Genomic DNA, 26,755 nt, shown 5'->3' on the forward strand with positions numbered 1-26,755 from the left:
CTTTCACGGATGTGAACGACGTTCATGTGTACGTCGGCGGTGAGCATGCCACGACGGCCCTGCGCACGGAAAGGGTCGTGCGCGGGTCAACGAGGCGAGAGCGGAAGCTACTTGGCGGGCCGCTGGGTCAGATGCCTGAACGCGTCCAGATTGCGGGTGGATTCACCGCGTGACACCCGCCAGTCGTACTCGCGGCGGATGGCGCTCGAGAAGCCGAGCTCCAGCAGGGTGTTGAACGAACCGTCCGCCGCCTCGAGGATCGTGCCGAGCAGCCGGTCGAGCTCCTCCGGCGTGATGACGGACAGCGGGAGCTTGCCGACGAGATAGATGTCGCCGAGAGAGTCGATCGCGTAACTGACCCCGAACAGCTTGAGGTTGCGCTCGAGCAGCCAGCGGTGGACCGCAGCGTCGTTCTCATCGGGGTGGCGGATGACGAAGGCGTTGACCGAGAGGGAGTGCCTGCCGACGAGGAAGGAGCACGTCGTCGACAGCTTGCGCGTGCCCGGGAGTTTGACGACGTAGGAGCCCGCTTCCGGACTCTCCCATTCGAGGTCCGCGTCCTTGAGGGTCTGCTCGATGACTCGCGTCACCTGCTGCACGTCAGCCATGGGGGGAGCGTACGTCAGTGGTGTGTGGCGCGCGTGCGCCGGCGGTGCTCGTACATGGCCGCCTGGTAGACGTCCGCCGTCGCCGACGCCGCCCTGTCCCAGCCGAACGACTGCGCGTGCCGCGCCGCGGCCGCTCCCATCCGGTCCGCGGTGGCCGGGTCCCTCACGAAGCTGCGCAGCACGTCCGCGTAGTGCGCGGGGTCGTGGCCGGGCACCAGAAAGCCGGTGCTCTCGTCGCGGACGGCGACCGGGAGCCCGCCGACCGCCGCCGCGACCACCGGCGTACCCGCGGCCTGCGCCTCGATGGCGACGAGCCCGAACGACTCGCTGTACGACGGCATGACCAGCACGGAAGCGGCACGGAACCAGTCCGCGAGCTGCTCCTGGCCGACCGGCGGACGGAAGTGCACGACGTCCGCGATACCGAGCCTGGCGGCCAGCTTCTGCAGACCTTCCGGCTTGGCGAGCCCGCTGCCGCTGGGGCCGCCGACGACGGGAACGAAGATACGGCTGCGCAGCGACGGGTCCCGCTCCAGCAGGATCGCGACGGCGCGCAGCAGGATGTCGGGTGCCTTCAGGGGCTGTATGCGGCCCGCGAAGAGGGGGATGAACGCGTCGCCCGGCAGCCCGAGGCGGGCCCGTGCGGCGGCCCGGCCGTCCGCCGGGCGGAACAGGTCCAGGTTCACGCCCGGATGCACGACTGCGACCTTGGCGGGGTCCGCGTCGTAGAAGCGGACGAGTTCGTCCGCCTCCTCCGCGGTGTTGGCGATCAGCCGGTCCGCGGCGTTCACGATCTGGGTCTCGCCGATCACGCGGGTGGCCGGCTCCGGGGTGTCGCCCTCGGCCAGCGCGGCGTTCTTCACCTTGGCCATGGTGTGCATGGCGTGCACGAGCGGGACGCCCCACCGTTCCGCCGCGAGCCAGCCGACATGGCCGGAGAGCCAGTAGTGGGAGTGGACGAGGTCGTAGTGACCGGGACGACGCGCCGCCCACGCCTGCATCACGCCGTGCGTGAAGGCGCACAGCTGGGGCGGCAGGTCCTCCTTGGCCAGGCCCTCGTAGGGTCCGGCGTCGATGTGCCGCACGAGGACGCCGGGGGCGAGTTCCACGCTGGGCGGCAGTCCGCCGGTGGTGGCCCGGGTGAATATCTCGACCTCGACGTTGATGGCGGCCAGCCGCTTGGCGAGTTCGACGATGTAGACGTTCATGCCGCCCGCGTCGCCCGTGCCCGGCTGATGCAGCGGGGAGGTGTGGACGCTGAGCATGGCGACCCTGCGCGGCTTGCGGTGGCCGCCGGGGAAGCGGATACGCGGTGCCATTCGGCTGCTGCCGAGGCGGGACACGTACTGGCTCACGGCGGCGGTCCTCTCGCTGCGGGCACGGCAGAGTGCGGGGCAAGCGGTCCCGCACAGCCTCACAACAGCGGAGCACTCGCTTCCATTTCCCGCCGGGCCTACTTTACGAAATCATTACCATTGGGTACGGCCGCGCGCCTCGACCTGGACAGGCGCGGGTCTGCGGAGACAGGGGCGGGTACGGCGCATGAACCCGAGGTGCCGATGCTCGGCGCGGAGGGCTGGTGCCCTGGCGCGGAGGGCCGAGCGGGGCCGGCGCGGAAGGCCGAGCGGGGCCGGCGTGGAAGGCCGAGCGGGGTCCGGCCTGCGAGAGCCCCGCCCCGCCGCTCCCGCGCAGGCCTGTCGGGGCGAGTACGCAGGGCCGAAGGGGCCGAAGGGGCCGAAGGGGCCGTCGCACGAGCTGCGGACGGGGGCCGTGGGGCGAGCGCATACGCTCGTTCCCATGAACCGCCCCGTCGGCACCGCGACCCGCGGGACGACCAATCCCAACCGGCTGCGCCGCATGGACCGCTGGATCGCCGCGACGCACGGCCCCGCCCTGCGGCGCGCCGGCGCGGCCCCCGTCGCCGTCGACCTCGGGTACGGGGCCGCTCCGTGGACCGCGGTGGAACTGCTGCGTCGGCTGCGCGCCGCCGAACCGCGGTGCGAGGTCGTCGGCATCGAGATCGACCCGGCGCGGGTCACCGCCGCGAAGCCCTACGAGCAGGAAGGGCTCACCTTCCGCCACGGCGGCTTCGAGGTCCCCACGACGCGGCGGCCCGCACTCATCCGGGCGGCCAACGTGCTGCGCCAGTACGGCGAGGCCGAGGTCGCCGCCGTGTGGACCCGGCTGTGCGGGCGGCTCGCGCCCGACGGGCTGCTGGTGGAGGGGACCTGCGACGAGATCGGACGCCGGCACGTGTGGGTCGCGCTCGGTCCGGAGGGCCCCCGGACGGTGACGTTCGCGACCCGGCTCGGCTCGCTCGAACGCCCCTCCGACCTCGCCGAGCGGCTGCCGAAGGCGCTCATCCACCGGAATGTGCCGGGCGAGCCGGTGCACGCGTTCCTACGGGACTTCGACCGCGCCTGGGCGGCGGCGGCGCCGTACGCCTCGCTGGGCGCCCGCCAGCGCTGGATCAGAAGCGTGACGGATCTTGCGGACACATGGCCGCTGACGGACGACCGGAGACGATGGCGGCAGGGCGAGGTCACCGTCGAATGGGCGGCATTGGCACCGAATTCCGGATGAACCGTCCACTTCGACACCCGGCGCCACGATCGAGTGAATGCCCCGAACACGGGAACGCACCGGACGTCTCGCTCGTCAGTGCATTGGGGACGGTCGGGGGCGCTCGGGGTGGGGGGTCCACAAGGGGCGCCCGAAGAAGGCGATCCGCATGCCGAACTGCCGATCGACCCTGTCGTTTTCGCGTACGCCGTGACACCATCACGTCGTCACACACAAGTTACTGACGGTTAACCACATTTCGGTCGCCCGTCCGCACCGGAATGCCAGACGTTCGCCCGATGTCCGGAGGGGGAGTCGTGAACCGACGCCACTGTGCCACTGCCGCGATCACGCTGGTCTGCGCTCTGACGCTGCTGACGTCCCCCGGGCAGGCCTTCGCGGCCCCCGAGCCGGCTCCGACGGCACCGGCGTCCGTCACCCGGCCGGTTGCGCCGCTTCCGCCCGCGCCGGACACGTCGCTCGAGCAGGTCCGCCTGGAGATAGACGCCCTCTACCGCCAGGCCGCGTCCGCGACCGACGCGTACAACCTCGCGGAGGAGCAGACCCAGAAGCAGTCGGCCGAAATCGTGAAGCTGGCACAGGAGATGGCCAAGGGGCAGGCCAGGATCGAAGAGCTGAAGAACCGCGCGGGCGCGGCCGCCCGCGCGCAGTACCGCGGGGGCGGCCTGCCGCCCGAGGCGCAACTGGCGCTCGTCGACGACCCGCAGCTCTTCCTCGACGGTGTCGGCCGCATCCAGCAGGGCCAGAAGGCGACCAAGGACCTCATCTCCGAACTGACCCGCACGCAGGCGGACTTGGCGACCTACACACAGGACGCGAGCACCCAGTGGGAGCGGCTCGAGGCCATCCGGGCCAAGAAGGAGAAGGCCAAGAAGGAGATCACGGAAAGGATCGCCGCGGCCAAGAAGCTCGAGGACCGGCTCCAGAAGGAGGAGTTGGCCGAACTGCTGCAGCTGGAGCAGCAGGCCCAGTACAAGGCGCAGGCCACCTGGCTGGACTCGGGCATCCTGAACGGTGTCAGCGGCACGGCGAGCGAACAGGGCGAGAAGGCGATCCGGTTCGCGACGCAGCAGCTCGGCAAGCCGTACGTATGGGGCGCGGAGGGGCCGGGCTCCTACGACTGCTCGGGTCTCACCTCGCAGGCGTGGGCCGCTGCCGGGCGGGGCATACCCCGTACCTCCCAGGAGCAGTGGCGGCTGCTGCCCCGGATCGGCGTCAAGGACATGCGGCCCGGCGACCTGATCATCTACCACTCGGACGCGAGCCACGTGGGCATGTACATCGGCAACGGCGCGATAATTCACGCGCCCCGACCGGGCAGGCACGTGACCGTCGCGGGCGCCGGCTCGATGTCCATCCTCGGGGTGGTACGCCCCGACAAGTGACGCGCACGCCCCGAGGACTCCACCGGCAGCGATGGATGAGGCCCATCCGCGGCTTGCGGGGCGTGCGTGACGCGCGTGGCGTGCGTCGCGTGATGCGCGCCACGCCGGAACGGGACGAAACGGACGGCCGGGGTGACGTTCGTCATGGGCCGGTGGGCAACTACGCCCCCATGCGCGGCATATGCCAACGGCTCTTCGCTGATCGCCATTCCGTTCCGACACCGCGTACCGCTATGGTCCCCGTCATGGGGGCGCCTCCCGGGCGAAACCCTGGGGAGGGACGTCGACAGTCGCCCTGCCGCCCTCGGGGGGAGGGAAGGAACAACACCGATGCCCGTACCCGTACCGCGACAGAGGAATGTCCCCGTCGCGGAGACCGCCCCCGGCGTAGCCGTCGGCAGCGTGCCCGGCGGCGTGACCGGCGGAGCCCTCGGCGGCGACCTCACCCTTCTCGTCATCGAGGACGACCCTGCGGGTACCTTCAGCGTTCCCGAACTGCTCGACGCGTCCGGCACCCGCGTCCGCATCCGCACCGCCCGCAATCTCACAGAGGCGGAGCGGCTGCTCACGGACGACGTCCACTGTGTCCTCGTCGACCTCGCGCTGCCCGGACGGGCGCAGGACGACGCACTGGGCGTGCTCAAGCACGTCCTGCGCCTCGCGCCCCGGCACGCCGTGCTGGCACTGACGGGCTCCGGTGACGCCGAGACGGCGGCGGAGGCGGTACGCGTAGGAGCCCAGGACCACCTCGTGCGCGAGGAACTCGACGGACGTCTGCTGACGCGAGCCGTGCGGTACGCGGTGGAGCGCAAACGGGCCGACACCGCTCAGGTGAAACTCGCCGAGTCCCGGCTGCGCGCCCAGGAGAACGCCCGGCTCGAGCGCGGCCTGCTGCCCACTCCCCTGCTGGAGGGCTCGGAGCTGCGCTTCGCGGCGCGATACCGTCCGGGGCGCTCCCGCGCACTGCTCGGCGGCGACTTCTACGACACCGTCCGCACCCCTGACGGCACCGTCCACGCCATGATCGGCGATGTCTGCGGGCACGGCCCGGACGAGGCGGCACTCGGCGTGGAACTGCGCATCGCCTGGCGGGCCCTGACGTTCGCCGGCCTGTGCGGGGACGACCTGCTGTCCACGCTCCAGCAGGTACTGGAGCACGAGCGGGAGAGCGAGGAGATCTTCGCGACGCTCTGCACCGTGGACATAGCCCCGGACGGCCGGCGGGCCGGTCTCTGTCTGGCGGGCCACCCCACACCGCTGATCGCCCGGCACGGCCGGGCGGCGCAGCTGCTTCCCTACGACGACGGCGGCCCGGCGCTCGGCCTGCTGCCGCGCGCCCGCTGGCCGCGACGCCAGGTCGAGCTGGGCGGCTCCTGGAGCCTGATGATGTACACGGACGGGCTCATCGAGGGCCGCAGGGGCCCGGAGACCAAGCAGCGACTGGGTCAGGACGGCATGGTCGCGATGATCAACCGACAGCTCTCGGCGGGCCTCGAGGGCGAGGAACTGCTGGAGGCGGCGGTCGGCGAGGTGCGCGACCTCAACGGTGGTGACCTCACGGACGACGTGGCGGTGCTGCTGCTCAGCCGGGACGGAACGCGCCGCTGAGCACCGCGGCGCCGCAGGCGGCCCGGTCGACCGCCCCGCCGATTGCCGCACTCAACGGCCGACGCCGTTCCCGTCGGCCGCTGCGGTCAACGGTCCGCGTCTCCGTGCCGGTTGCCGGCGTCGCCGTCACCGGCCGCCGTTGTAGGGACCGTACGGTCCGTCGCTGCTGGAACCGCCACGACGCCTGCCGCCGCCCGAGATCTGCTGCAGGGCGGGACGCACGTCGACGAAGAAGACGATCGAGGCGATCAGCCCGGCGATCTGCAGGAACAGCATGGGGATGAACAGGTTCACGGCGACCGCGACACCAAGGATCACCAGCCAGAAGGGCTTGGTCTTCTTGTCGGCGGCCCGGTAGGCGTCCTCACGCGCCATGGCGGCCATGACGAGGGCGGCCACGGACATGACGAGGAAGACCAGATTCACGATCATCCAGAGCCCGAAGTCGAACTTGTCAGCCAGCATCCTCAGCACCGCCTAGTGAGTGGTTGATGTCGCCTGCCTCGCGGCTCGGACACGCCCCAAGGTACCTCTGGGGGTGACCCCGGCGCGATGGACGTGCCGGACGCCGCGTCACCGCGGCGCCCGTACACGGCTCACTTCGCGGCCGGCGGGGTGCTCTTGCGGGCAGCAGGCTTGCGCGTGGAGGTCTTGCGCGCGGCAGGCTTCCGGCCCTCTTCGGCCTTCGGCTCGGCGGCGGCGCTCGCCGCGGTTTCCTCAGCCGGAGCAGGAGCCGCAGCAGCAGGCTCCGGCTCGACGGCGACGGCGATCTCGGTGATCTCCTCCGCGGCCTCCCCGCGCCACACCCGCACGGTCTGCTCACCGTGCTCGGCGACCTTCTCGTACGTCTCTCGCGCCTTGACCGCGTACTCGGCGGCCACGCCGACACCGCGCAGCGCCAGGTCCTGCGCGCTCTCGCCGAGCTTCTTCAGGTCGGTGTCGAAGTTCCCGATCACCGCGGCGACCTTCGCCTGCACGGTGGCCTGCGCCTCCTTGGCCTGCGTGGTCACCTTCTCCTGCACGGCCTTGGGGTCGGTGTTGCGCACGGCGTCGATACGGGCCGGTGCCTCGGCGGCGAGCTGCTCGATCAGCGCGGGCACCTTGCGGGCCTGCTGGACGGCGAGGTCGGCGGTGCCGGCGGCGAAGTAGAGGGGGGTGGGGTCGGTGAGGGTCTTGCGCAGGTCATCGGTGATGGCCATGACTGTGGTCCTCCCGGAACGCAGATCAGTTCGTCTTCGGTTCGGCATCGCCTGTGCCGGCCGTGCGGGGGCCGTCAGCGGTGGTGTCCTTCGGCGCTGTGCCCTCGGCGGCGTCCGTGGTGGCGGCGGTCTCGAGCCCGTTCTCCTTGCGGAAGGACTCGTAGATCTGCAGAAGCACCTGCTTCTGCCGCTCGTTTATGGACGGGTCGGCGAGGATGACGGCGCGCGTCTCCAGCTCGTCCCGCTCCTGCTCGTCGAGGATCCCGGCCCGCACGTACAGCGTCTCCGCGGAGATCCTCAGGGCCTTGGCGACCTGCTGGAGGACGTCCGCGCTCGGCTTGCGCAGCCCGCGCTCGATCTGACTCAGGTACGGGTTGGACACCCCGGCGGCTTCGGCGAGCTGCCGCAGTGACAGCTGCGCGTTGCGCCGCTGTTCGCGGAGGTACTCACCGAGATTGCCGACGTTGAGCGATGCCATGCCCCGATGGTGCCCCGAGAGTGCTAACTTTTGCAAGCAGACGCTTGCAAAAGTGTTCCATGCCATACCTGGGGCCCCGGCCGCGAGGCCGGGCACGAATACCGCGTCAGGGCTCGTGCCCCGTCGCGGGCAGTCGGTAACGTGGGCGGCGTGTCCCTCTCCGACCTCGTACGGCTGCGCCGGGCCCGTGACCTGATGGACCGCGACTACGCGGAGCCGCTGGACGTCCCGGCTCTGGCGCGGTTCGCGCTGATGTCGCCGGGGCACTTCTCGCGCAGCTTCCGCGCCGCGTTCGGCGAGACGCCGTACAGCTATCTCATGACCCGCCGGATCGAGCGGGCCAAGGCGCTGCTGCAGCGCGGCGACATGACCGTGACGGAAGTCTGCATGGCGGTCGGCTGTACGTCACTGGGCTCGTTCAGCTCCAGGTTCACCGAGCTGGTCGGTGAGAGCCCGAGCGCGTACCGGGCCCGCGACCACGGCCAGGACGCCGGCATCCCGGCCTGCCTGGCCAAGATCCACACCCGGCCGGTCAGGAACGGAGAAGCGCGGGGCGCCGGCGGTTCGTAGCGTGATGGGCATGGATCTCGAACTTTCACAGTGCTTCATCGCCGTCGACGACCACGACAAGGCCCTCGCCTTCTACCGCGACGCTCTCGGCCTCGAGGTGCGCAACGACGTCGCCTTCGAGGGGATGCGCTGGGTGACCGTCGGCTCGCCGTCCCAGCCGGACGTGGAGATCGTCCTCGAGCCGCCGCTCGCCGACCCGAACGCCACGGACGCCGACCGGCAAGCGGTGGCCGAGCTGATGGCCAAGGGCCTGCTGCGCGGCGTCATCTTCCGGACCGGTGACTGCGACGCCACCTTCGAGCGGATCCGCACCGCGGGCGGGGAGGTACTGCAGGAACCGATGGACCAGCCGTACGGCGTGCGCGACTGCGCGTTCCGCGACCCGGCCGGGAACATGCTGCGGTTCGCGCAGCGGCTCCGCGCATAGCGCCGGGTGCGAGGCGGGTCCCGGCGACAGTCGCCACCCTCGCCCTCCGGCGGCGGCCACCACGAGGGAACGCATGCCGGGGCCCGTCGTCGGCCGGCGCGAGCGAGCGCTGCCGGGGCCCGGCGGCGGCCACGACGGGCGGGCGCGTGACAGGACCCCCGCAGTAGCCACTTTTTAGTGGGTACTTGGCGACGAACGGCCGCCGGGCCACCCTTGTGAGGGGCGGCCGCGCGGCCGTCCGGTCCTGGCGGAGCGGATCGAACGGGGGTGGCGAAGCGATGGGTCAGGAAGCCGACCGGGCCTCGGTGAGCATCTCCAGGCGCCGATGGCCCCAGTCGGACAGGGGCGCCAGAGCCTCTGAGAGGTCCCGGCCGAATCCGGTCAGGGAGTACACCGTCTTCAGCGGCAGCCCCTCGTGCACCTCCCGGTGCACGAGACCGTCGGTCTCCATCTCACGGAGTGCCTGAGTCAGCACCTTCTCGCTGAGCCCCGGCAGCTGACGGCGCAGCTCGCCCGGCCGCCTGGGTCCGGATTCGAGCAGCCAGAGCAGAGCCGTCTTCCATTTTCCGTCGATCACGGCGATCGCGGCAGTCACCCCACAGACGTTCGGGTCCTGGGCACGGCTGCGGGTCATCTTCGCCCCATTCGTCATGTAAGCATTGCGTTCACGGGAGTTGAGTCATGTCTACGCACACCGGACGGTCTGCCGTCACCGTACTCGGACTGGGGCCGATGGGCCGGTCCCTGGCCGGCGCGTTCCTGGCCGCCGGCCTGCGCACCACGGTCTGGAATAGGACCCCGGGCCGGGACCGGGACCTGGTCGCGCAGGGCGCGGTCGGCGCCCGGACGGCCGAGGAGGCGGTCGCCGCGAGCCCGCTGACCGTGGTCTGTGTGGTCAACTACGACGCCGCCGACGCCGTTCTGCGGCGCGAGGCGGTCGCCGACGCCCTCAAGGGCCGCACGGTCGTCAACCTGACCGCCGACACCCCGGACCGGGCCCGCGACACGGCGGCATGGGCGGCCGAACACGGCGTCCGCTACCTGGACGGCGCGATCATGACGCCGACCACGACCATCGGCACACCGGCCGCGGTCTTCATCCACAGCGGCCCGGAGGATCTGTACCGCGAACACCTCCCCGTACTGGAGGCGTTGGGCGGTACCCACACCCACCTCGGGGAGGCCGTCGGCCGGGCCGCCGCGTACGACGTCGCGCTGCTCGACATCTTCTGGACCGCGATGGCGGGTTACGCCCACGCCCTGGCGGTCGCGCGGGCGGAAGGCATCACCGCACGCCAACTGGCGCCGTTCGCCATGGGGATCGGCGCCATTCTCCCGCCGATCTTCGAGGAGACCGCGGAAGACGTGGACAACGGAAGCTTCTCGGGCGAGGGCAACCCGCTCACCTCCGCGGCGTCGTCCATGGCCCACATCGTGCACACCGCCGAGGCCCACGGCATCGACACCTCAGTGATGCGCGCCGCGGAGGGCCAGGCCCGGCGTGCGATCGCCCTGGGCCACGGCGCGGACGGGTTCGTACGGATCGCGGAGCTCATCGGCCGCCACTGAGTTCCGCGCCGTACTGCCCTTGCCCTCGGTAGCGTGTACGCGTGGACGAGGAAAGGAACGGCGCACAGGACGAGCAGCCCGGCTGGGCCGCGACGCGCGCTTGGGTGGAGGGGCAACTCGGCGCGGGCGAGCGGATCGAGAGCGCCGAGCGGCTGCTCGGCGGGTGGACGTCGACCATGAGACGCCTCGACGTCGCGGGGCCGGCCGGCGGACGACGCACGCTGGTGCTGCGCTCGTTCGTCAAGCCGTTCTACCTCCGGCACGCGGAAGGGCTTCTCACCCGCGAGGCGGCCGTGCTGCGTCTGCTGGCCCCGACTGACGTACCGGCGGCGGAGTTCCGAGCCCTCGACGCGACCGCCGAGCACTGCGACCACCCCTCGCTGCTGATGACCCTGCTGCCCGGCGGCATACGGCTGGAAGACGCGGGAGCCGGCCGCCGGGCGGCGCTGCTCGCCCGCCAGTTGGTACGCATCCACCAGGTGCGGACACCGGAGTCGGACCGGCCGCGGAGCTACCAGGCGTGGACCGCCCCGGAGCGGGTCGGTCTGCCCGGGGCGGCCGGCCGGCCCGACGTGTGGCGGCGAGCGGTGGACGTCATACGCCGCGACCCGCCCGCTCACCGAGCCCGGTTCCTGCACAGGGACTTCCATCCGGGGAACGTGCTCTTCACCGGGGACGCGGACACACTTGGGATCAGCGGGGTCGTCGACTGGGTGGAGACCTCATGGGGCCCGGCCGACCTGGACGTGGCCCACTGCTCGACCGCCCTCGCGCTGCTGCACGGCCCGGACGAGGGCATGCGCTTCGCGGACCGGTACGCGGCCGAGGGCGGCCGGCTCTCCACGGACCCGGCCGCCCATCTCTACTGGCGCATGCTCGACGCGCTCGCGTTCGCCCCGGACGCGGAGAAGGTCGCCGTCCCCTGGCGGGAGTGGGGCCGCAGGGATCTGACGGCCGCGTTGCTCAGCCGTCGTCTGGAGGACTACCTCGAGGCCCTGCTCCGCCGCTACGGCTGAGTCGCCACCGCCGCGTCGACCGGCCCCAGCCGTGCCATGTCGTCGTCCGAGAGCCGCAGAGCACCGGCCGCCACGTTGTCGACCAGGTGGTCCGGGTTGCCGGTGCCGGGGATCGCCAGTACGTGCGGGCCGCGCCGCAGTGTCCAGGCGATCCGGACCCGGGCGGGGCTCACGCCGTGCGCGCGGGCCACGGCCTCGACCGCTTCGGTGTCCGTGGCGCCCGCACCAGCCTCCCGCCCCTCGCCCGCGATCGCGAAGAACGGCACGAACGCCACGCCCTGTTCACCGCAGTAGTCGAGGAACGCGTTGTGCTCGGGCGTGGCCCCGACCCCGAACGAGTTCTGCACACAGACCACCGGGGCGATCGCCTGTGCCTCCGCCAGGTGTCGCGGCCGGACGTTCGAGATGCCCAGGTGCCGGATCAGGCCGGCGTCCCTCAGCTCGGCGAGGGCACCGAAGTGGTCGGCGATCGAACCGGACTGCGCGCTCGGCTGCATGCGCAGGTTCACCACGTCCAGGTGGTCCCGGCCGAGCTGTCGCAGGTTCTCCTCGACCTGACCCCGCAGTTGCTCCGGCGTGGCCCACCACCACTGTCCCGAGTTGTCACGTCCCGGCCAGACCTTGGTGGTGATGACGAGGTCGTCCGGATACGGCGCGAGGGCCCTGTTGATCAGTTCGTTCGCGGATCGTGTGGACGAGAAGTAGAACGCCGCGGTGTCGATGTGGTTCACCCCGAGCTCGACCGCCCGCCTCAGCACCGCGACGGCCCGGTCACGGTCGCTCGGGCTGCCGTCCGCGTTGTGCGTCAGGCGCATCGCACCGAACCCGAGCCGGTTGACCGTCAGGTCCCCCAGCTTCCAACTCCCCGCAGCGGCAGCGGCAGCGTCGATCGTCGTAGTCATCCGGGGAGTCTGCCACCGCCCCGTGGCACGGAACCGCGAAACCGCAGAACCACGGCCCGCCCGGCACGGAACCGCAGGCCACGGAAGCCGCCCGGCACGGAACCGCAGAACCACGGAAGCCCCCGGCACGGAACCGCGGGGCCACGGAGGTGCCTTCGGGACCGGCCCTCCTCCTCACCCTCCCCCGCGCAACTCGGGCGGCAGCGGCCTGCTGTGGAGAATGTCGAGGCGGGAGACCGCACGCGTGAGCACCACGTACAGGCGGTGAAGCCCACGGGTCTCCGCCTCGCTGATCGCGGCCGGCTCGGCGACGACGACATGGTCGTACTCGAGTCCCTTGGCGAGCGTCGCGGGCAGCACGGTGACGCGGTCGAGGGGCTCGCCCCGCAGGTCGAGCGTGAGCGCGGCCCGCAACCGGTCCGTGTCCCGGCCGGCCGCGATGACGGCGACCGAGCCCTCTCGTCTCAGCGCCCCGCGTACCGCGTCGACCGTGGCCGTGACGATGTCGTCGACACGGCGGACCGTCAGTTCACCGTCCCCGCGCATCGACCGGGCCGGCGGTACGTCGACGCCGAGTGCTCCGACGAGTCGGTTGGCGAGTTCGACGATCGCGGCCGGCACCCGGAATCCGGCGGTCAGCGCCACCACGGTCGCCTGGTCCCTGCCGAGGTGGGCGAGCTGCCGAGGCCAGTCCCAGGCCGCCCACGGTGTGGTGCCCTGGGCGAGGTCGCCGAGCACCGTGAGCGAGCCGAAGCACGCCCTGCGGGCGATGGCGCGGCACTGCATCGGGGACAGGTCCTGGGCCTCGTCGACGACGATGTGGCCGTAGCCGGCGGGGCGTTCGATCAGGCCCGCGATCTCGTCGAGCAGTACGAGATCGGCCGCGGACCACTTCGCGGACCGGTACGAACGAGGTGGCCGCGACCACCGGACGGATTCCTGTTCTCCAGGGGTCAGGAGCGGGTCCCGGGGGTCGGTGAGCACCTCGGCCAGCACCTCCTCCGGCCGCGCCTTCGGCCAGACGGCGTCCACGAACGCGCCGACCGGCCGTGATCTGCCGACCTTCCGCGCCCAGGCGCCGCCCCTCGGCCCGGCCCGCCGCTCCGCCTGCAGTTGCAGGGCCCGTACGGTGCGGCTGCGCAGCCGCTCGCGGCCGACGTCGTAGGGCGGCGCCTCGTGGTGCACCGATTCGACGATCCGCTCGAGTTCGTCGAGCGGAACCCGCCAGTGGTACGAGCCGTCGGGGACGACGAGCGGATCCGTGGGCGGCGTCACCCGCGCGTAGAGGGCGCGGCGCAGTACGGCGGCCATGCGGATGTCGTGTTTGACGGCCGCCGCGCTGTCGGAGTCGTACGCCCGGACCTCGTGCCGGGCGATCTCCTCCTCGACCGTCGACTGGCGGATGTCGATCTCGCCGAGCGCGGGCAGCACCTCGGAGATGTACGACAGGAACGTGCGGTTGGGGCCGAGGATCAGCAGGCCGCTGCGCTTGATCCGCTCGGGGTACGTGTACAGGAGATACGCGGCCCGGTGCAGGCCCACAGCGGTCTTGCCGGTGCCGGGCGCCCCTTGGACACAGACGGTCGCGGCCGGTTCGGCCCGTACGAGGTCGTCCTGCTCCGGCTGGATGGTGGCGGCGATGTCACGCATGGGGCCGACGCGCGGCCTTTCGATCTCGCCGGTGACGATCGCGCTCGCGGCGGCGGCCTCTCCCTCGCCCAGCCGCTCGTCCTCCAGGCCGGTCAGGTCGGCCGAATCTCCTTTGCTGAAGGGGGCCCAGCCGAACCGTCGCCTGACGGCCACACCCTGTGGGTCGTCGGCCGCGGCCTGGTAGAAGGCGCGGGACACGGGGGCTCGCCAGTCGATCACGAGCGGCGGGTCGGCGGGGTGCCGGCTGACGCGGCGACGGCCGATGTGGTGGCTCTGGCCGTCCTCGTGGTCGAGGCGGCCGAAGAACAGCGGGCCGGGCGGCTGTTCGCGCAACTTTCTGGCGTGGCTGCGGAACTGGTACCCGAGGGTCTCCGCGTCGGCTCCGGACGCGGAGACGTCTGCTCCGGTGGCGACGCGATGGTCCGCGGCGTCGAGCATGTCCGTCAGTGCGGCACGGCAGGCGTCGTGGAAGGCGCGTTCCCCGGCCAGGTTCTGGTCGAGGCCGGACGCAGGGGTGCCGGAGGGAAGATCACGGTCGGCGGCATGGTCGAGTGACGTCATTCCCGCGAGAATAACGTAACCGAGTTACATTTTTAACCTGGAATCACTTCAGGCCGTCGCGCAGTTGCGCGAACGCGGTGTCGGCCGCGGCCACCGCGTCCGGTTCGACCTCTCCCGCCCGCTCACCCGCCGCGACCCTGCGCCAGTTCTCCTCCGCGAGGACGCGCTGCACGGCCACGATCTGCCCCGCGGCCAGCCGCGCGCGGAGCGACTCGACCCCCGCTTCACGCAGCGCTTCCGCGAGCGCGTACTCCGACCTGCCCTGATAGGCGTACAGACGCGCGACCAGGCTGGGCGTTCCGTACAGCAGCCGATGGAAGGCGAGCACACCCTCCTCGTCGTTCAGCCCCGTCACCGGGTCGCGCCGCGACAGACCGTCGACGAAATGGCGGTGCAGCGCCCCGAGCGGCGGGAGCCCGCCCGGCCGGGCCGTGACCACGCGCGCGGCCTCGTCCTCGTGGTCGGCGAACCGGTGCAGCGCCAGATCCTCCTTGGCGGGGAAGTAGCGGAACAGCGTCGGCTTGGAGACGTCCGCCGCGGCCGCCACCTCGGCGACGGAGACGGCGTCGAAGCCCCGCTCGAGGAACAGCGCGATCGCGGCGTCGGAGATCGCCCGGTACGTCAGGCGCTTCTTGCGCTCACGCAGCCCTGTCCCGCCACCCCGGCCACTCACACCGCTTCCACCACTGGCGCCACTCACACCACTCGCGCCACGGACGTCGCTCACGCCCTCCCGCCTCCCTCGGACAGACCGCCACCGCCCTGGCGGCGCCTTTCGACCAGCACTTCCACGCCGTCGAGCAGGCGCTCCAGACCGAAGACGAACTCGTAGTCCGCCTCGTCCGGTTCGTACAGCACCTTCGACCCCAGAAGTCTGGCGAGGGCGGGGTAGCGCTCGGGGTCGACGAAGCGTTCGAGGGTGGCGGCGTACTGGCGCATGACCACCTCCGGCGTCTGACCGCTCGCGGCGATCGCCGCGCCCAGATCCGCCATGAGGAGCGCCTCGTTGCGCACGAAACCGCCGAGGAGCATGACCACGGAGATCTTCTCGCCCTCGCCGAGACCCGTGTCCTCGAGGGCGGCGAGACCGCGGTCCCACCAGGCGACCGAGTTGGGGGTGGCGGGCGGGCTGGAGACCGGGATGCGCAGCACCCACAGGTTCCGGTGGACCACCTCGCGCTGCGCCCAGGCCCAGGCCGCCAGCGCCTCGCGCCATGCGGTTCCGGGGGGCGGGGGCGCCGGAGGCAGACCGATGGCCGCCTCCTGCATCAGGATGTAGAGCTCGTCCTTGGCCGCGACGTACCGGTAGAGGGACATCGTGGAGACGCCGAGTTCCTTGGCGACCCGGCCCATGGAGACCGCCGCGATGCCCTCCGCGGATGCCACAGAGACGGCGGCCGCGACGATCCGCTCGATGCCGATCCCCGGCTTGGGCCCTTTCCCGGGGCGCTCGCGCAGGCCCCACGCGGCTTCAATGGCGGCCGGCAACCCGGTACCGGTCCGCGCGTCGCCCTGCTCGCGCCTGCGTCCGTTGCCCGCCATCGCCTCCGCCGCCTCCGGCCGCCGTCTTCCGCCCGTCGCTCTACGGGGCTTGACGCCCATCCTAGTAATGCGTAACCCTTACACAGTAACGCGTATGACATACGCAGAACGGGGTAGGACCAGATGAACACTCACCAGCCACCGCCCACCGCGACGCCCGCCGTCGCCGTCGAGGCGCACGGCCTGTGCAAGAACCACGGAAAAACGACCGTGCTCGACGGTGTCGACCTACGGGTGGAACGAGGCACCGTCTTCTCACTGCTCGGGCCGAACGGCGCGGGCAAGACGACGATCGTGCGGATCCTGACCACCCTCACCGCCCCCGACGCCGGCCACGCCCGGGTCGCCGGACACGATGTGATCGCCGACCGCGGCCGGGTACGCCGCGCCATCAGCCTCACCGGCCAGTTCGCCGCGGTCGACGAGAAGCAGACCGGCGAGGAGAACCTCCGCATGATGGCCCGCCTCAGCGGTCATTCACGTCCGGCGGCTCGCCGCCGCGCCGTGGAACTGCTGGAACGCTTCGACCTCGCGGCGGCCGGGCACCGTCTCGCGTCGACCTACTCCGGAGGCATGCGCCGCAGGCTCGACCTCGCCGCCGGACTCGTCGGCGAACCGGAGGTCGTGTTCCTCGACGAGCCGACGACCGGCCTCGACCCACGCAGCCGTCAGGAGCTGTGGCAGGCGGTGCGCGACCTCGCCGACCGGGGCACCACCGTGTTCCTCACGACCCAGTACCTGGAGGAGGCCGACCGCCTGGCGGACCGCATCGGCGTCATGGACGGCGGCCGCATGGTGGCGGAAGGAACGGCGGCGCAGCTCAAGGCCACGGTCGGCGGCCACCGCCTGGATCTCGTCCTCACCGACCGGGCCGCCTACCTGCGGCACGAGGACCGGGCCGTGCACCGCGACCCGAAGACCCTCACGCTCGGCGTACCGACGGACGGCACGGCCGCCCACGTCCGCGCCCTGCTCGACGAGATCGACCCCGAGCGGCGGGACGTGGCCCGTTTCTCCCTGCACACGACGACGCTCGACGACGTGTTCCTGTCCATCACGCGCACCGGAACGCGCCCCCAGGAGGAGCCCATCCATGTCTGAGTCCCCCGGCGTCGCCGGTTTCCTGACGCCTGCCCTGACCATGACCGGCCGCTGCCTCCGCCTCAACCGCCGCGACGTCGACGCCCTCATCACCTCGATGATGCTGCCGCTCATGCTGATGCTGGTCTTCGTCTACTTCTTCGGCGGGGCGATCGACACCGGTACGCAGTACATCGACTACGTCGTGCCCGGCATCCTCGTCCTGTGCGCCGCCTTCGGCTCGTCCGGCACCGCGGTCCGCGTGAGCGAGGACATGAAGGGCGGCATCATCGACCGCTTCCGCTCCCTCGACGTCGGCGGCACGTCGATCCTGGCCGGCCACGTGGTGGCCGGCACCGTACGCAACTGCCTCTCCACCACGCTCGTCCTCGGCGCCGGTGTCCTCATCGGCTTCCGCCCCACGGCCTCGCCTGCCGCCTGGCTCGCCGCCGCGGGGATCCTCCTCGTGTTCCTGGTCTCGCTCTCCTGGCTCTCGGCCGCGGTCGGCCTTCTGGCGAAGACACCGGAGGCGGCGGCGGGATTCACCTTCGTCATGATGTTCCTGCCGTATCCGAGCAGCGCGTTCGTCCCCATCGAAACGATGCCGACCTGGCTCCACGGCTTCGCCGACCACCAGCCCGTCACCCCACTGATCGAGACCCTCCGCGGTCTCCTCCACGACCAGCCGGTGGGCTCGGCGCCCTGGCTGGCGCTGGCCTGGTGCGCGGGGATCCTGGCAGTGGCGGTGGGGGTGTCGGGAGCGCTGTTCCGGGGGCGCACGGCGTGACCGGACCGCGGTTCGGGCCGGCCGCGCCCGCCGGAATCAGGCGACTCGGACGCTGTCACCGCACTCGCGACGCCGCACCGGCCCCAGTGCCCTTCGGCAGCGATCGGGCCGGTACCGACGGGCCCCGCTGACACCCGTCTTCCGCAACGCGCCCGGAACAGCACCGTCCGCCCTGCGGCGTCGGGCGGAGGCAGGCCGTATCCGGCCTTCGGCGAAAGGCGGTCACGCCTTCAGAAGATGTCCGGGCACCACGGCCGGCGCCCCGTGCGGAACAGTCCGTCCGCCAGGGCGGCCGCGCCCGGACGGTGTTCGTCCAGGCGGTCGAGCGCCGCGAGGCGTGTCGCGGACTCGTCGCCCAGGCAGAGTGTGGCGAGTTCGCGCACGTCGAGCGTCAGGTCCGGCGACCGGGTGGACGGCGTGCATGTCGCGCCGGAGGGGCCGGCCTCCAGGCGGAAGCGGCCGGACGCGAGGGAAGAGGCGTCGCGGACGTCGAGGACGAGAGTCGTCGGCACGTCGTACGTCCGGGACTCGAGTACCGCGGGGACGTCCAGGATCCGCAGCCACAGGAGGTCCGCCTGTGCGACGACCCGCGCCGCGCGCGGGTCCGGCAGGAGGTCGGGCAGCAGGTCGTCCGGGGCACGGCAGCCGGAGCGGACCGTGGTGACCCAGTCGACCGAGCATACGAAACGCCACAGCGCGCGCTCGGCGGCCGGGGTGACGGCGATCAGATCCCGCACCGTGGCCGTGCACAACGGCTGCTTGCCGTCGCCCCACTTGCCGTCCGACACGTACGTCACCAGCCCCTCGACGGTGCCGGACGCGGAGCGGTACACCGCGTGGAACGGCTCCGTCCACGGGATCGAGGGGACTTGCACCGCGCCCGTGTTCAGCCGCCACCAGCGCTCGTCGCGGTCCACCACGCCGTGCCGGGTGGCCGCCAGGCGCTGGTGCAGCCCCGGGCCCAGTTCGCGTACGTCCGCGCCGTCGACGAGGTCGACGCGTCCCCCGTCGTCCGGTCCCGACCGGCGCGGGTCCAGGCCGGCGCGGGGTACGTCCACGGACCACTCGGTGAAGGTGGTGGCCGGGCCGTAGCCGTACCGGCCGTAGATCGGGTACTCGGCGGCGATCAGCGTCGAGACGCTCTCGCCACGCTCCTTGGCCTCGGCCAGTTCGGCGTCCATCATCCGGCTCAGCAGCCCGCGACGGCGGTGCGTCGGGGAGACGGTGACGTTCGAGACGGCGCTCGCCGCCACCCGGGCACCGCCGACCATGGTCAGCTGCTGGGCGAAGGAGCGGTACGTCGCCACGCACCGGCCCTCGTCGAAGGCGCCTCTGGTACGGCCGAGGTCCACGCCCGTGAGGCGCTCCGCGACCTCGTCGTCGGTGACCACCGGCGGCCGCAGGAACCCGGTGGCGAGCGCCTTGAGCCAGGCGGGGAACTCGGACTCGGTGATCAGGCGCGTTTCGACGGTCATGGCCGACACGCTAGACACACGGCCGAGGGCACCGCATCCGGATTTTCCTCCGGCCCACAGACGCTCAGAAGGCCGCCCGGACAGAGCCCACTTCGGCGCCCCCGCCGAGCAGCGGCATGTGTCCGATCCGGTCGACGACGGGCGAGTCGACACCCATCAGCCTCAGCACCCGCGCCATGACCGGGCCGAGTGCCCGCGTGGCACCGTCGTCGATCTTGAAGGCCAGCGCCCGCCCGTCGGCCAGTGCCACCACCTGCACCGCCTCCGCTCCCATCTTGGAGAGCGCGCCGGGCACCTCTCGCATCAGCCAGGTGTCCGGACGGCGGGTGCCGGCGACGTACTCGGGGTGGGCGCGCATCGCGTCCGCTACACGGCGCTCCGGCGTACCCGGATCCGCGAGGACGAAGTGGCGGAAGGCGCGGGCGAGCCCGGTCAGGGAGATCGCCATCAGCGGCGCGCCGCAGCCGTCCGTGCCGACCGCGGTGACCGTTTCCCCGGATGCCTCCTCGACCACCGTGCGGACCAGCCGCTGGAGCGGATGGGCGGCCTCCAGGTAGGCGGTGCGGTCCCAGCCGTTCGCGGCACAGGCGGCGAGCATGGCGGCGTGCTTGCCGGAGCAGTTCATGGTGACCTTGTCGCGCACGTGCCCGGCGGCGAGGTACGCCTCCGCCTCAACCGGGTCCAGGGGCAGGTCCGGCGGGGTCTGCAGTTCGTCCGCCGTCAGGCCGTGCCCGGCGAGCATCTTGCGTACGACGTCGAGGTGGAAGCCCTCGCCGGAGTGGCTGGCGGCCGCGAGGGCCAGGCGCTCCCCGTCCAGGTCGAGACCGGCGCGCAGCACGGCAGCGGCCTGCATCGGCTTGTTGGACGAGCGCGGGAAGACCGGCAGCGACGGGTCGCCGAGCGCCGATTCCACGCTGCCGTCGGCCGCCAGGACGACGAGCGACCCCCTGTGGTGCCCCTCCACGAAGCCGGAACGGACCACCTCGGCGAGAACCGGCGGCGCCGTCGGTGCGGCGGTGGTGGCGGAGGAGACGGAGGGGGACATCGGCGGCCTTCCGGGACAGGGGACCCGCGCCGGACGGAGCGCCTCGGCCGGGATGGCCCCGGTCGCGCCTCAGGTGAGCAGGTCGTCTACTTGTGCTTCGCCCTCACGGTACCTGCGGGCGATCTCGGCACTGCAATCATCCGCCGTCCCCTGAAGCAGCCGGCGGCGGTGCGAGACCTGCTCCTCGTAACCGAGCAGCCGCCCCATGGCCGACTGCAGCTCGTCGTCCGTGCGCGCCTCGAGATCGGAGAGACCGACCTCGTCGAGCATCTCGGAGGCGAGTTGCCGGTACTCCTCGCCGTGCGGCGTGGAGAGCGTCACATGGCGTGCGGAGGATCCTCTCAGGGAGGGCGCGTCGGCGAGGAACAGCCGGTCGCCGACCAGCCGGTCCACGACCGGCGTGCCGGCCGCTCCCGGATCGCTGCGGCGGGCCAGTTCGGCCCGCAGGATGTCGACCCGGCCCTGGACCAGCCGCCGCACGTAGCTGAGATCGGCCTCGTCCCGCTGCGACTCACGGCGCAGTGTGCGCAGTTCGGGCAGGCGCAGGGCGGTGAGGTCGTGCTGCGGGTGCTCGGGCAGCTCCGCGCCGCTGCGCTGCCGCGGCGTACGGGCCGGCTGAACGGCGTGCGACAACCGGATCGGTACGGGACCGAGCGACTGCCCGGCGCCAGAAGTGCTCATGTGCGTGTGTCCGTCCCCTCGACCGGTGCATGGTCCTTCCCGGCCCGGAGGGCCGAGGGAGTGCACCGCCTTGGTGCATGGTGCCACTCCGATACGTACCGTCGCAGGCGCTCTGCACCCGTTCGGCCCTGAATGGCGGCCCTCACGGCCCGTATAGGTTGCTCAGTATGCGAGCAGTGGTACAGAGGGTGGACGGCGCGAGCGTCGTGGTGCCCGGTGAGTCCGGACCGGAGACCGTCGGTGAGATCGTCGGCGAGGGGCTGTGTGTGCTGGTGGGGGTCACCCACGAGGACACCGAGGAGAAGGCCGCCCAACTGGCCAGGAAACTATGGTCGGTTCGTATGCTCGAGGATGAGAAGTCCTGCTCGGACGTGGCCGCGCCGCTGCTGGTGATCTCACAGTTCACCCTCTACGGGGACGCCCGCAAGGGCCGCCGCCCCACCTGGAACGCGGCGGCGCCCGGCCCGGTGGCCGAGCCTCTCGTCGACGAGGTGGTGGCACAGCTGCGGGCGCTCGGCGCGCATGTGGAGACGGGCCGGTTCGGAGCGAAGATGCGGGTCTCGCTCACGAACGACGGCCCGTTCACGGTGCTGATCGAGGTCTGAGGCCGCGGCCCCCGCGGGCGCCGGGGGTTACGGCTCGACGACCGTCTCCTGGGCGGCCGCGGTGTTGCCCACCAGCAGCTCTGCGTCCACCGGCACATTGCGCTTCACCAGCGCGAGCGCGATCGGCCCGAGCTCGTAGTGACGGGCGGACGTCGTGACGAAGCCCAGCTGACGGCCCTCCTCGCCCTCGGAGGCGAGGCGCACCGGGGTGCCGGACGCCGGCAGGAGCACCTCGCTGCCGTCGAGGTGCAGGAAGACCAGACGGCGCGGCGGCTTCCCCAGGTTGTGGACGCGCGCGACGGTCTCCTGACCGCGGTAGCAGCCCTTCTGGAGGTGCACCGCGCTGCCGATCCAGCCCAACTCGTGCGGGATCGTACGGTGGTCGGTCTCCAGACCGAGCCGCGGCCGGTGGTTCTCCACCCGCAGCGCCTCGTACGCGAGGAGCCCCGCGGCCGGGCCGGACCGGGCGGCGAACGACTCGAGGTCGCCGCGCGGCAGGAACAGGTCGCGGCCGTGCGCGGTCTCCCGTACGACGACGCCCTCGGGGATGTCGGCGATGGACCCCGCGGGCAGGTGGACGACCGCGAAGTCGTCGGTGCGGTCGGCGACCTCGGCCTTGTAGAAGAACTTCATCGACTCCAGGTAGCCGATGAGGGCCTCGCGCGTGCCCGGTTCGACGTGCGCCCAGACCGTCTCGCCATCGTCCACGAGGTACAGGGCGTGCTCGATGTGGCCGTTCGCCGAGAGGATCAGCGCCTCGGTGGCCTGACCGGCGGGCAGCTCGCTCACATGCTGGGTGAGCAGCAGATGCAGCCAGCTCAGCCGTTCCTCGCCGCTGACGGTGACGACGCCGCGGTTCGACAGATCGACGAAACCCTTGCCGTCGGCGAGGGCGCGCTGCTCGCGGAACAGGTCGCCGTAGTGCGCGGCGACCCCTTCGTCACGTCCTTCGGCGGGGACCGCGCCGGGCAGGGACAACAGGGGGCTGGTCGGTGACATGGACCCAGCCTACGACTCGGTGTTCGCGGCCTTCGCGGTGCAGTCCCGGCAGCGGCCGAAGATCGCGAAATGCTTCATGTCCGTCTCGAAGCCGAACGTGTCGCGCAGCTTGGCGGTGAAGTCCGCGGCGATCTCCACGTCCGCCTCGATCACGTCCGTGCAGTCCCGGCAGACCAGGTGGAGGTGATGGTGCCGGTCGGCGAGATGGTAGGTGGGGGCGCCGTGCCCAAGGTGGGCGTGCGAGACCAGGCCCAGCTCCTCGAGCAGCTCCAGGGTCCGGTAGACGGTGGAGATGTTCACCCCTGACGCCGTCTTGCGCACCTCGCCGAGGATGTCGTCCGGCGTGGCGTGCTCGAGGGTGTCGACGGCTTCGAGGACAAGCTGGCGCTGCGGGGTCAGCCGGTAGCCGCGCTGCCGCAGATCGCTCTTCCAGTCGGTGCTCACCACGCCCCCAGTGTAGGCAGCAGGGCCCGCCCCGTACGGGCACCTGCCGCGAAGAGCGGGCCCACTCCCGAAGAAGGTCCTCCTCGGACCGGGCCTACTTGAAGAAGGCGATGCCGTCGTCCGGGAGGTCGCCGAGGTCCTTGGCCCACGACTCGACCTGCTCGGGCGTGACGACCTTCTTGAGGTGCGCCGACATGTACGGGCGGAGCGGCACCTCGGGGGTCGCCTTCTCGCCCACCCACATCAGATCGCTCTTGACGTAGCCGTACAGTCGCTTGCCGCCGCTGTAGGGGCCGGAGGCCGCGGTGCGCGCGACGGCGTCGGTCACCAGGTCGATCTGCGGCTTCTGGTCGGCGAGCTCGCCGTACCAGATCTCCACGATGCCCTGGTCACGGACCATGACGACCTCGACCTTGCGGTCCTTGTCGATGCGCCAGTAGCCGCTCTCGCTCTCCAGCGGCCTGACCTTGTTGCCCTCCGCGTCGAGGACCCAGGAGTGCGAGACGTACTCGACGAAGTCCCGGCCGTCGTGACTGAAGGTCACGGACTGGCCGAAGTTGCACTTCTCGGCGCCGGGGAAGTCGGAGACGCCCGCGCCTTCCCACGTCCCGAGGAGGAACGCGAGGGGGACGAGGTCCGGGTTCAGGTCGGACGGGATCTCGATCATGAGCAGCTCTGTCGATCTCTAGGGTGTCGAGTGGTGCGGGGCGGGTGTGACTACCGCTGGCCCTGGTACAGCTTCTTCACGGTCAGACCGGCGAAGGCGAGGACGCCGACGCAGACCAGAATCAGCAGAGCTTCGAAGAAAACGATCACGGGGTGCTCCTCGAATGAGCGTGAAGGCGAAAGCGGGCCGCACCCCAGCTTAGTGGGCCGGGGTGCCGCCCGTTCCGTGAGGTCCGCGTCAGCCGAGCAGCTGGTTCTGCAGAATCACGGTCTGGTGGAACGGCACGAGCGGGGCCGTGCCCTTCCCGGAGACCACGACCAGGGCGACGGTGTCGCCGGCTGTCACGTACGCGTGCCTGACATGGACGGGCCCACGGGGCGCGGCCTCGTCGTACACGTAGCGCTCGGTGGAGGCCACCTTGGCGTCGCTGCCGTACCCCTCGTCGTACGAGGACATCTCCTCGACGTCCGCCAGTCGGACCATCGTGTCCGGCGCACCGCCGAGCTGAGCGCGGAAGTAGTGGCCGGCCAGTGCCGACGTGTGGAAGCGAAGCAGGAAGATCCGCGCCGAGGTGCCGTCCGGCATCGACCAGCCGCGTGCCGCGATGTGGCGCAGGCCGCCCTCGGTGAGGTGGTCACGCAGGTCCACCCGGCTGTCCTCCGCGTACTCCCGCAGGTACCGGTCGACCGGCACCCGACTGCGCTCGCCGCGCAGGGACGGGTCCGGCCTGCCGCCCGCCGGCATCGGAAGCAGCAGCTGCTCCAAGTCCGCGTAGTGGACCTCGCCGGGGTTCCGCTCCACGAAGGGGAGCGGCGCGCCGGGCGGCAGCGTCGGCTTGGCGAGCCCGGGATAGTCCCATCGTCCGTCGCTCACCGTGGACAGACCGGGCACGTCGGTGCGCTCCTGGGAGACGATGCCGTACGCGGTACCGGTGCCGGCGGCGGCGAAGACCAGCACGGCGGCCGTCCACCGCAGCGCGGCCCTCAGCTTCCGCCGGTCCCGCGGCGCCGCGGGCGCCTGGGGCGCCTCCGGCTCGGGAGAAGTGGAGAGCGCCTGCGACTCGGACGGTTCCGCGACCGTGGTGGTCCCGGAACCGGCCGCGGGCTCGGGTGTCGTGGCAAGGATGTTCTGGTCGGTCACACGGACTCCCCGGGCGAAGCGATGCGGTCGAGCTGCTCGCGGAACATGGACGCGACGGTCCCGGTGGGCAGCGACTTCGTGCCGTACGTGTACGTGGTCACCAGGATCTCGCCCACGTGGCCCGTGCAGATCATGGCGTCCAGCTCCAGGCCGTCGTCGCCGGGCAGCACATGGCACGCGGCCTCGGGATGGCCCTTGATCTTCGGGCCCTTCCGGAACACGCCGAGCGCGTCGGTCACGGCCTTCTGGAATTCGGCCATGTCGCCCACCGCCTTGGCGTTCTCCATCTGCGCCAGCCGGGTCTCCACGACGAACTTTCCGTCGATGTCGCGGTAGCTGCGAGCGGCGATGCCCTTGATTCGGAGCTTCTCGACGGCCTTGTCGTGCCGCTTGCGCTGCGCGGTCGGCAGACCGCGCGACCCCTGCTTGAGCAGTGCGACGGCGCGCGCGGCGCCGATCGAGCTGTCGTTGCCGTACTCGTCGACGTCTGGGCCCGCCACGTAGGGGACGTCCAGAGGAAGGAGTTGGGCGCCCAGTCCGGAACGCTCCGCCGACGGGAGATCCGGCTTCGGGTGCTCGGCGGGCTCCGCCCAGATGACGGTGGGCGCGCTGCGGTCGGCGCGCTTCACGGCCGACCAGCCCCAGGCACCCGCCCCGCCGAGCAGAGCCAGGCTCACGGTCGTGGCCACGAGGGCGACCGGCACGCGTCGCCGGCGTGCGCCGGGGGTCGCCGCCGGCTGCGCGGTGGGCTCGGTCGGCTCGGTAGCTCCGGCCTGCACGGTCGGTTCGGCCTGCACGGTCGGTTCGGCCTGCGTGGTCGGTTCGGTCGGCTCGGTCACAGTCGCTCCAACTGACGCTTGGCGAGCGACTTCAGGTCCTTCTCGTCGACCGGTCCCGAGTTGTTCGCGTACTCGATGATCATCACGATGTCGCCACGCCAGGCCACGGCCCGGCCCTGGTAGAGGGGCTCGTACCCCGCTTCCCGATGGGGTTCGTCGAAGACGTAGGTGCGGCCGTTGGCGCTGCCAGGCATGGGCTCGCCCTCGTTGCCCGCCCAGTCGTCCTCGTCCAGATACGCCTGCTGGCCTTCGCCGAAGCGTTCCGCGTTGATCTCCGTGGTCTCGCGGAACTGCACCAGGCTGATGTCGACGTGGACCTTTCCGCCCTTCGACCAGCTGACGGTCGCCGCCCGGCGGAAGTCGTTCACCGCCAGGTCCTCGAACATGTGGCTCTCCTCCTCGAACCAGGTCGCGAAGGAGTAGAGGTCCTCGAGCTCGACGTCCTGCTCCTTCTTCGCGCCCTTGGGGCGTGGGAGCAGCAGTTGGCGTAGATCGCCGTCGGTCTTGACCCAGCGGTTCACCGAGACCGCCCTGGCGGTGGTGTCGGCGCTCGCCGGGACGGGCTTCGGGGTCCTGATCTCCGGCTGCGAGAGAGCCGGCAGCGGCGTGGGGTCGCGGTGGTACTGCACGGCGTAACCCGTGGCCGTCCCCGCCACCACGCCGAGCACCGCGGCGACAGCGATCAGCAGCGCGGTACGGCCGCGGCGGCGGGGTACGCGCGTCACCGGACCGGCCGGCTCCGCGGTGGCTGCCCGCTCGTCGGCGACCACCGGCTCGGTGACCACCGCCACCGCCACCGGCTCCGACGCCGGTGGTGTGTCAGGTGCCGCGTCCTGCGGCACCTTGTTGTCCTGCGTATCCAAGAGGGTCCCCCCACAAGCCCTGAGGCGTGGAT

General features: G+C 71.5%; 29 protein-coding genes. 10 read left to right on the forward strand and 19 right to left on the reverse strand.

What is annotated here, in order from left to right:
- Positions 1–107 precede the first annotated feature (107 nt).
- Both ACFYV1_RS19935 and mshA read right to left on the reverse strand, forming a co-directional pair.
- Positions 108–608, reverse strand: a complete 501-nt coding sequence (locus ACFYV1_RS19935; RefSeq protein WP_389396813.1) for a YbjN domain-containing protein — start codon at positions 606–608, stop codon at positions 108–110.
- Positions 609–622: 14 nt separating this feature from the next.
- Positions 623–1,963 (reverse strand): D-inositol-3-phosphate glycosyltransferase, encoded by a 1,341-nt coding sequence (gene mshA, locus ACFYV1_RS19940; RefSeq protein ID WP_389396814.1) that lies wholly within the window; start codon positions 1,961–1,963, stop codon positions 623–625.
- Positions 1,964–2,405: 442 nt separating this feature from the next.
- Here mshA and ACFYV1_RS19945 point away from each other — a divergent pair, with 442 nt between their 5' ends.
- The 3 genes from ACFYV1_RS19945 to ACFYV1_RS19955 all read left to right on the forward strand — a co-directional run bounded on the left by ACFYV1_RS19945 (position 2,406) and on the right by ACFYV1_RS19955 (position 6,184).
- Positions 2,406–3,191, forward strand: coding sequence for a class I SAM-dependent methyltransferase (locus tag ACFYV1_RS19945; protein ID WP_389396815.1), 786 nt, complete (start codon positions 2,406–2,408; stop codon positions 3,189–3,191).
- Between the two features lie 296 nt (positions 3,192–3,487).
- The gene (locus ACFYV1_RS19950; protein ID WP_389396816.1) at positions 3,488–4,576 is read left to right on the forward strand and encodes an NlpC/P60 family protein; all 1,089 of its coding nucleotides are present in this window, start codon (positions 3,488–3,490) and stop codon (positions 4,574–4,576) included.
- Positions 4,577–4,906: 330 nt separating this feature from the next.
- The gene (locus tag ACFYV1_RS19955; protein WP_389396817.1) at positions 4,907–6,184 is read left to right on the forward strand and encodes a PP2C family protein-serine/threonine phosphatase; all 1,278 of its coding nucleotides are present in this window, start codon (positions 4,907–4,909) and stop codon (positions 6,182–6,184) included.
- 126 nt (positions 6,185–6,310) lie between these two features.
- Here the strand turns inward: ACFYV1_RS19955 and ACFYV1_RS19960 are convergent, their stop codons facing one another.
- The 3 genes from ACFYV1_RS19960 to ACFYV1_RS19970 all read right to left on the reverse strand — a co-directional run bounded on the left by ACFYV1_RS19960 (position 6,311) and on the right by ACFYV1_RS19970 (position 7,861).
- Entirely contained in the window at positions 6,311–6,649 is a 339-nt protein-coding gene (locus ACFYV1_RS19960) for a DUF2516 family protein (protein ID WP_389396818.1), read from the reverse strand.
- A gap of 131 nt (positions 6,650–6,780) precedes the next feature.
- On the reverse strand, positions 6,781–7,383 hold the full coding sequence (locus ACFYV1_RS19965; RefSeq protein WP_389396819.1) for a hypothetical protein: 603 nt from the start codon (positions 7,381–7,383) through the stop codon (positions 6,781–6,783).
- A gap of 25 nt (positions 7,384–7,408) precedes the next feature.
- On the reverse strand, positions 7,409–7,861 hold the full coding sequence (locus ACFYV1_RS19970; RefSeq protein WP_389396820.1) for a helix-turn-helix domain-containing protein: 453 nt from the start codon (positions 7,859–7,861) through the stop codon (positions 7,409–7,411).
- Between the two features lie 150 nt (positions 7,862–8,011).
- Between ACFYV1_RS19970 and ACFYV1_RS19975 the strand changes: the two genes are divergently transcribed.
- Positions 8,012–8,431, forward strand: coding sequence for a helix-turn-helix domain-containing protein (locus ACFYV1_RS19975; RefSeq protein ID WP_389396821.1), 420 nt, complete (start codon positions 8,012–8,014; stop codon positions 8,429–8,431).
- Positions 8,432–8,441: 10 nt separating this feature from the next.
- Positions 8,442–8,858: a VOC family protein gene (locus tag ACFYV1_RS19980; RefSeq protein WP_389396822.1), complete on the forward strand. Its 417-nt coding sequence runs from the start codon at positions 8,442–8,444 to the stop codon at positions 8,856–8,858.
- 283 nt (positions 8,859–9,141) lie between these two features.
- On the opposite strand, the gene ACFYV1_RS19985 is transcribed toward ACFYV1_RS19980, so the two are convergent.
- A complete protein-coding gene (locus ACFYV1_RS19985; protein ID WP_389396823.1) occupies positions 9,142–9,492 on the reverse strand; it encodes a winged helix-turn-helix transcriptional regulator in 351 nt (116 codons plus the stop codon).
- 47 nt (positions 9,493–9,539) lie between these two features.
- Between ACFYV1_RS19985 and ACFYV1_RS19990 the strand changes: the two genes are divergently transcribed.
- Positions 9,540–10,427: an NAD(P)-dependent oxidoreductase gene (locus ACFYV1_RS19990; protein WP_389396824.1), complete on the forward strand. Its 888-nt coding sequence runs from the start codon at positions 9,540–9,542 to the stop codon at positions 10,425–10,427.
- 41 nt (positions 10,428–10,468) lie between these two features.
- Positions 10,469–11,443: a phosphotransferase family protein gene (locus ACFYV1_RS19995; protein ID WP_389396825.1), complete on the forward strand. Its 975-nt coding sequence runs from the start codon at positions 10,469–10,471 to the stop codon at positions 11,441–11,443.
- On the opposite strand, the gene ACFYV1_RS20000 is transcribed toward ACFYV1_RS19995, so the two are convergent.
- The 4 genes from ACFYV1_RS20000 to ACFYV1_RS20015 all read right to left on the reverse strand — a co-directional run bounded on the left by ACFYV1_RS20000 (position 11,434) and on the right by ACFYV1_RS20015 (position 16,098).
- The gene (locus ACFYV1_RS20000) at positions 11,434–12,345 is read right to left on the reverse strand and encodes an aldo/keto reductase (protein WP_389396826.1); all 912 of its coding nucleotides are present in this window, start codon (positions 12,343–12,345) and stop codon (positions 11,434–11,436) included. The two genes, ACFYV1_RS19995 and ACFYV1_RS20000, sit on opposite strands and share 10 nt — an antisense overlap.
- A 174-nt stretch (positions 12,346–12,519) precedes the next feature.
- Complete coding sequence (locus ACFYV1_RS20005) at positions 12,520–14,556, reverse strand: HelD family protein (protein ID WP_389396827.1); 2,037 nt, start codon at positions 14,554–14,556, stop codon at positions 12,520–12,522.
- A 43-nt stretch (positions 14,557–14,599) separates the two neighbouring features.
- Complete coding sequence (locus ACFYV1_RS20010; RefSeq protein ID WP_389396912.1) at positions 14,600–15,256, reverse strand: TetR family transcriptional regulator; 657 nt, start codon at positions 15,254–15,256, stop codon at positions 14,600–14,602.
- A 23-nt stretch (positions 15,257–15,279) separates the two neighbouring features.
- Positions 15,280–16,098 (reverse strand): TetR/AcrR family transcriptional regulator, encoded by an 819-nt coding sequence (locus ACFYV1_RS20015; RefSeq protein WP_389396828.1) that lies wholly within the window; start codon positions 16,096–16,098, stop codon positions 15,280–15,282.
- Between the two features lie 123 nt (positions 16,099–16,221).
- On the opposite strand from ACFYV1_RS20015, the gene ACFYV1_RS20020 reads away from it, so the two are divergent.
- Entirely contained in the window at positions 16,222–17,199 is a 978-nt protein-coding gene (locus tag ACFYV1_RS20020) for an ATP-binding cassette domain-containing protein (protein WP_389396829.1), read from the forward strand.
- Positions 17,192–17,965, forward strand: coding sequence for an ABC transporter permease (locus ACFYV1_RS20025; protein WP_389396830.1), 774 nt, complete (start codon positions 17,192–17,194; stop codon positions 17,963–17,965). Before ACFYV1_RS20020 ends, ACFYV1_RS20025 begins: the two co-directional genes overlap by 8 nt.
- A 230-nt stretch (positions 17,966–18,195) precedes the next feature.
- Here ACFYV1_RS20025 and ACFYV1_RS20030 read toward each other — a convergent pair whose 3' ends face one another.
- From ACFYV1_RS20030 to ACFYV1_RS20040, 3 genes are all read right to left on the reverse strand, one after another.
- On the reverse strand, positions 18,196–19,440 hold the full coding sequence (locus ACFYV1_RS20030) for a GNAT family N-acetyltransferase (RefSeq protein WP_389396831.1): 1,245 nt from the start codon (positions 19,438–19,440) through the stop codon (positions 18,196–18,198).
- A gap of 64 nt (positions 19,441–19,504) precedes the next feature.
- On the reverse strand, positions 19,505–20,485 hold the full coding sequence (locus tag ACFYV1_RS20035; RefSeq protein WP_389396832.1) for an asparaginase: 981 nt from the start codon (positions 20,483–20,485) through the stop codon (positions 19,505–19,507).
- Between the two features lie 69 nt (positions 20,486–20,554).
- Positions 20,555–21,166 carry an AmfC protein gene (locus tag ACFYV1_RS20040; protein WP_389396833.1) on the reverse strand — a complete coding sequence of 204 codons (612 nt, stop codon included), beginning with the start codon at positions 21,164–21,166 and terminating at the stop codon, positions 20,555–20,557.
- A gap of 167 nt (positions 21,167–21,333) precedes the next feature.
- Here ACFYV1_RS20040 and dtd point away from each other — a divergent pair, with 167 nt between their 5' ends.
- Entirely contained in the window at positions 21,334–21,771 is a 438-nt protein-coding gene (dtd, locus tag ACFYV1_RS20045; protein WP_389396834.1) for a D-aminoacyl-tRNA deacylase, read from the forward strand.
- Positions 21,772–21,798: 27 nt separating this feature from the next.
- Here the strand turns inward: dtd and ACFYV1_RS20050 are convergent, their stop codons facing one another.
- From ACFYV1_RS20050 to ACFYV1_RS20075, 6 genes are all read right to left on the reverse strand, one after another.
- Positions 21,799–22,770, reverse strand: coding sequence for a YgfZ/GcvT domain-containing protein (locus ACFYV1_RS20050; RefSeq protein WP_389396835.1), 972 nt, complete (start codon positions 22,768–22,770; stop codon positions 21,799–21,801).
- A 9-nt stretch (positions 22,771–22,779) separates the two neighbouring features.
- Complete coding sequence (locus tag ACFYV1_RS20055) at positions 22,780–23,217, reverse strand: Fur family transcriptional regulator (RefSeq protein WP_389396836.1); 438 nt, start codon at positions 23,215–23,217, stop codon at positions 22,780–22,782.
- Between the two features lie 91 nt (positions 23,218–23,308).
- The gene (locus ACFYV1_RS20060) at positions 23,309–23,881 is read right to left on the reverse strand and encodes an FABP family protein (protein ID WP_389396837.1); all 573 of its coding nucleotides are present in this window, start codon (positions 23,879–23,881) and stop codon (positions 23,309–23,311) included.
- Positions 23,882–24,118: 237 nt separating this feature from the next.
- Positions 24,119–25,021, reverse strand: coding sequence for a hypothetical protein (locus ACFYV1_RS20065; RefSeq protein ID WP_389396838.1), 903 nt, complete (start codon positions 25,019–25,021; stop codon positions 24,119–24,121).
- A complete protein-coding gene (locus ACFYV1_RS20070) occupies positions 25,018–25,860 on the reverse strand; it encodes a hypothetical protein (RefSeq protein ID WP_389396839.1) in 843 nt (280 codons plus the stop codon). The genes ACFYV1_RS20065 and ACFYV1_RS20070 overlap by 4 nt, the downstream gene beginning before the upstream one ends.
- Positions 25,857–26,723 (reverse strand): hypothetical protein, encoded by an 867-nt coding sequence (locus ACFYV1_RS20075; protein WP_389396840.1) that lies wholly within the window; start codon positions 26,721–26,723, stop codon positions 25,857–25,859. Before ACFYV1_RS20075 ends, ACFYV1_RS20070 begins: the two co-directional genes overlap by 4 nt.
- Between the last annotated feature and the right edge of the window lie 32 nt (positions 26,724–26,755).

It is taken from the genome of Streptomyces sp. NPDC003023, from assembly GCF_042888225.1.
Taxonomy (GTDB): Bacteria; Actinomycetota; Actinomycetes; order Streptomycetales; family Streptomycetaceae; genus Streptomyces.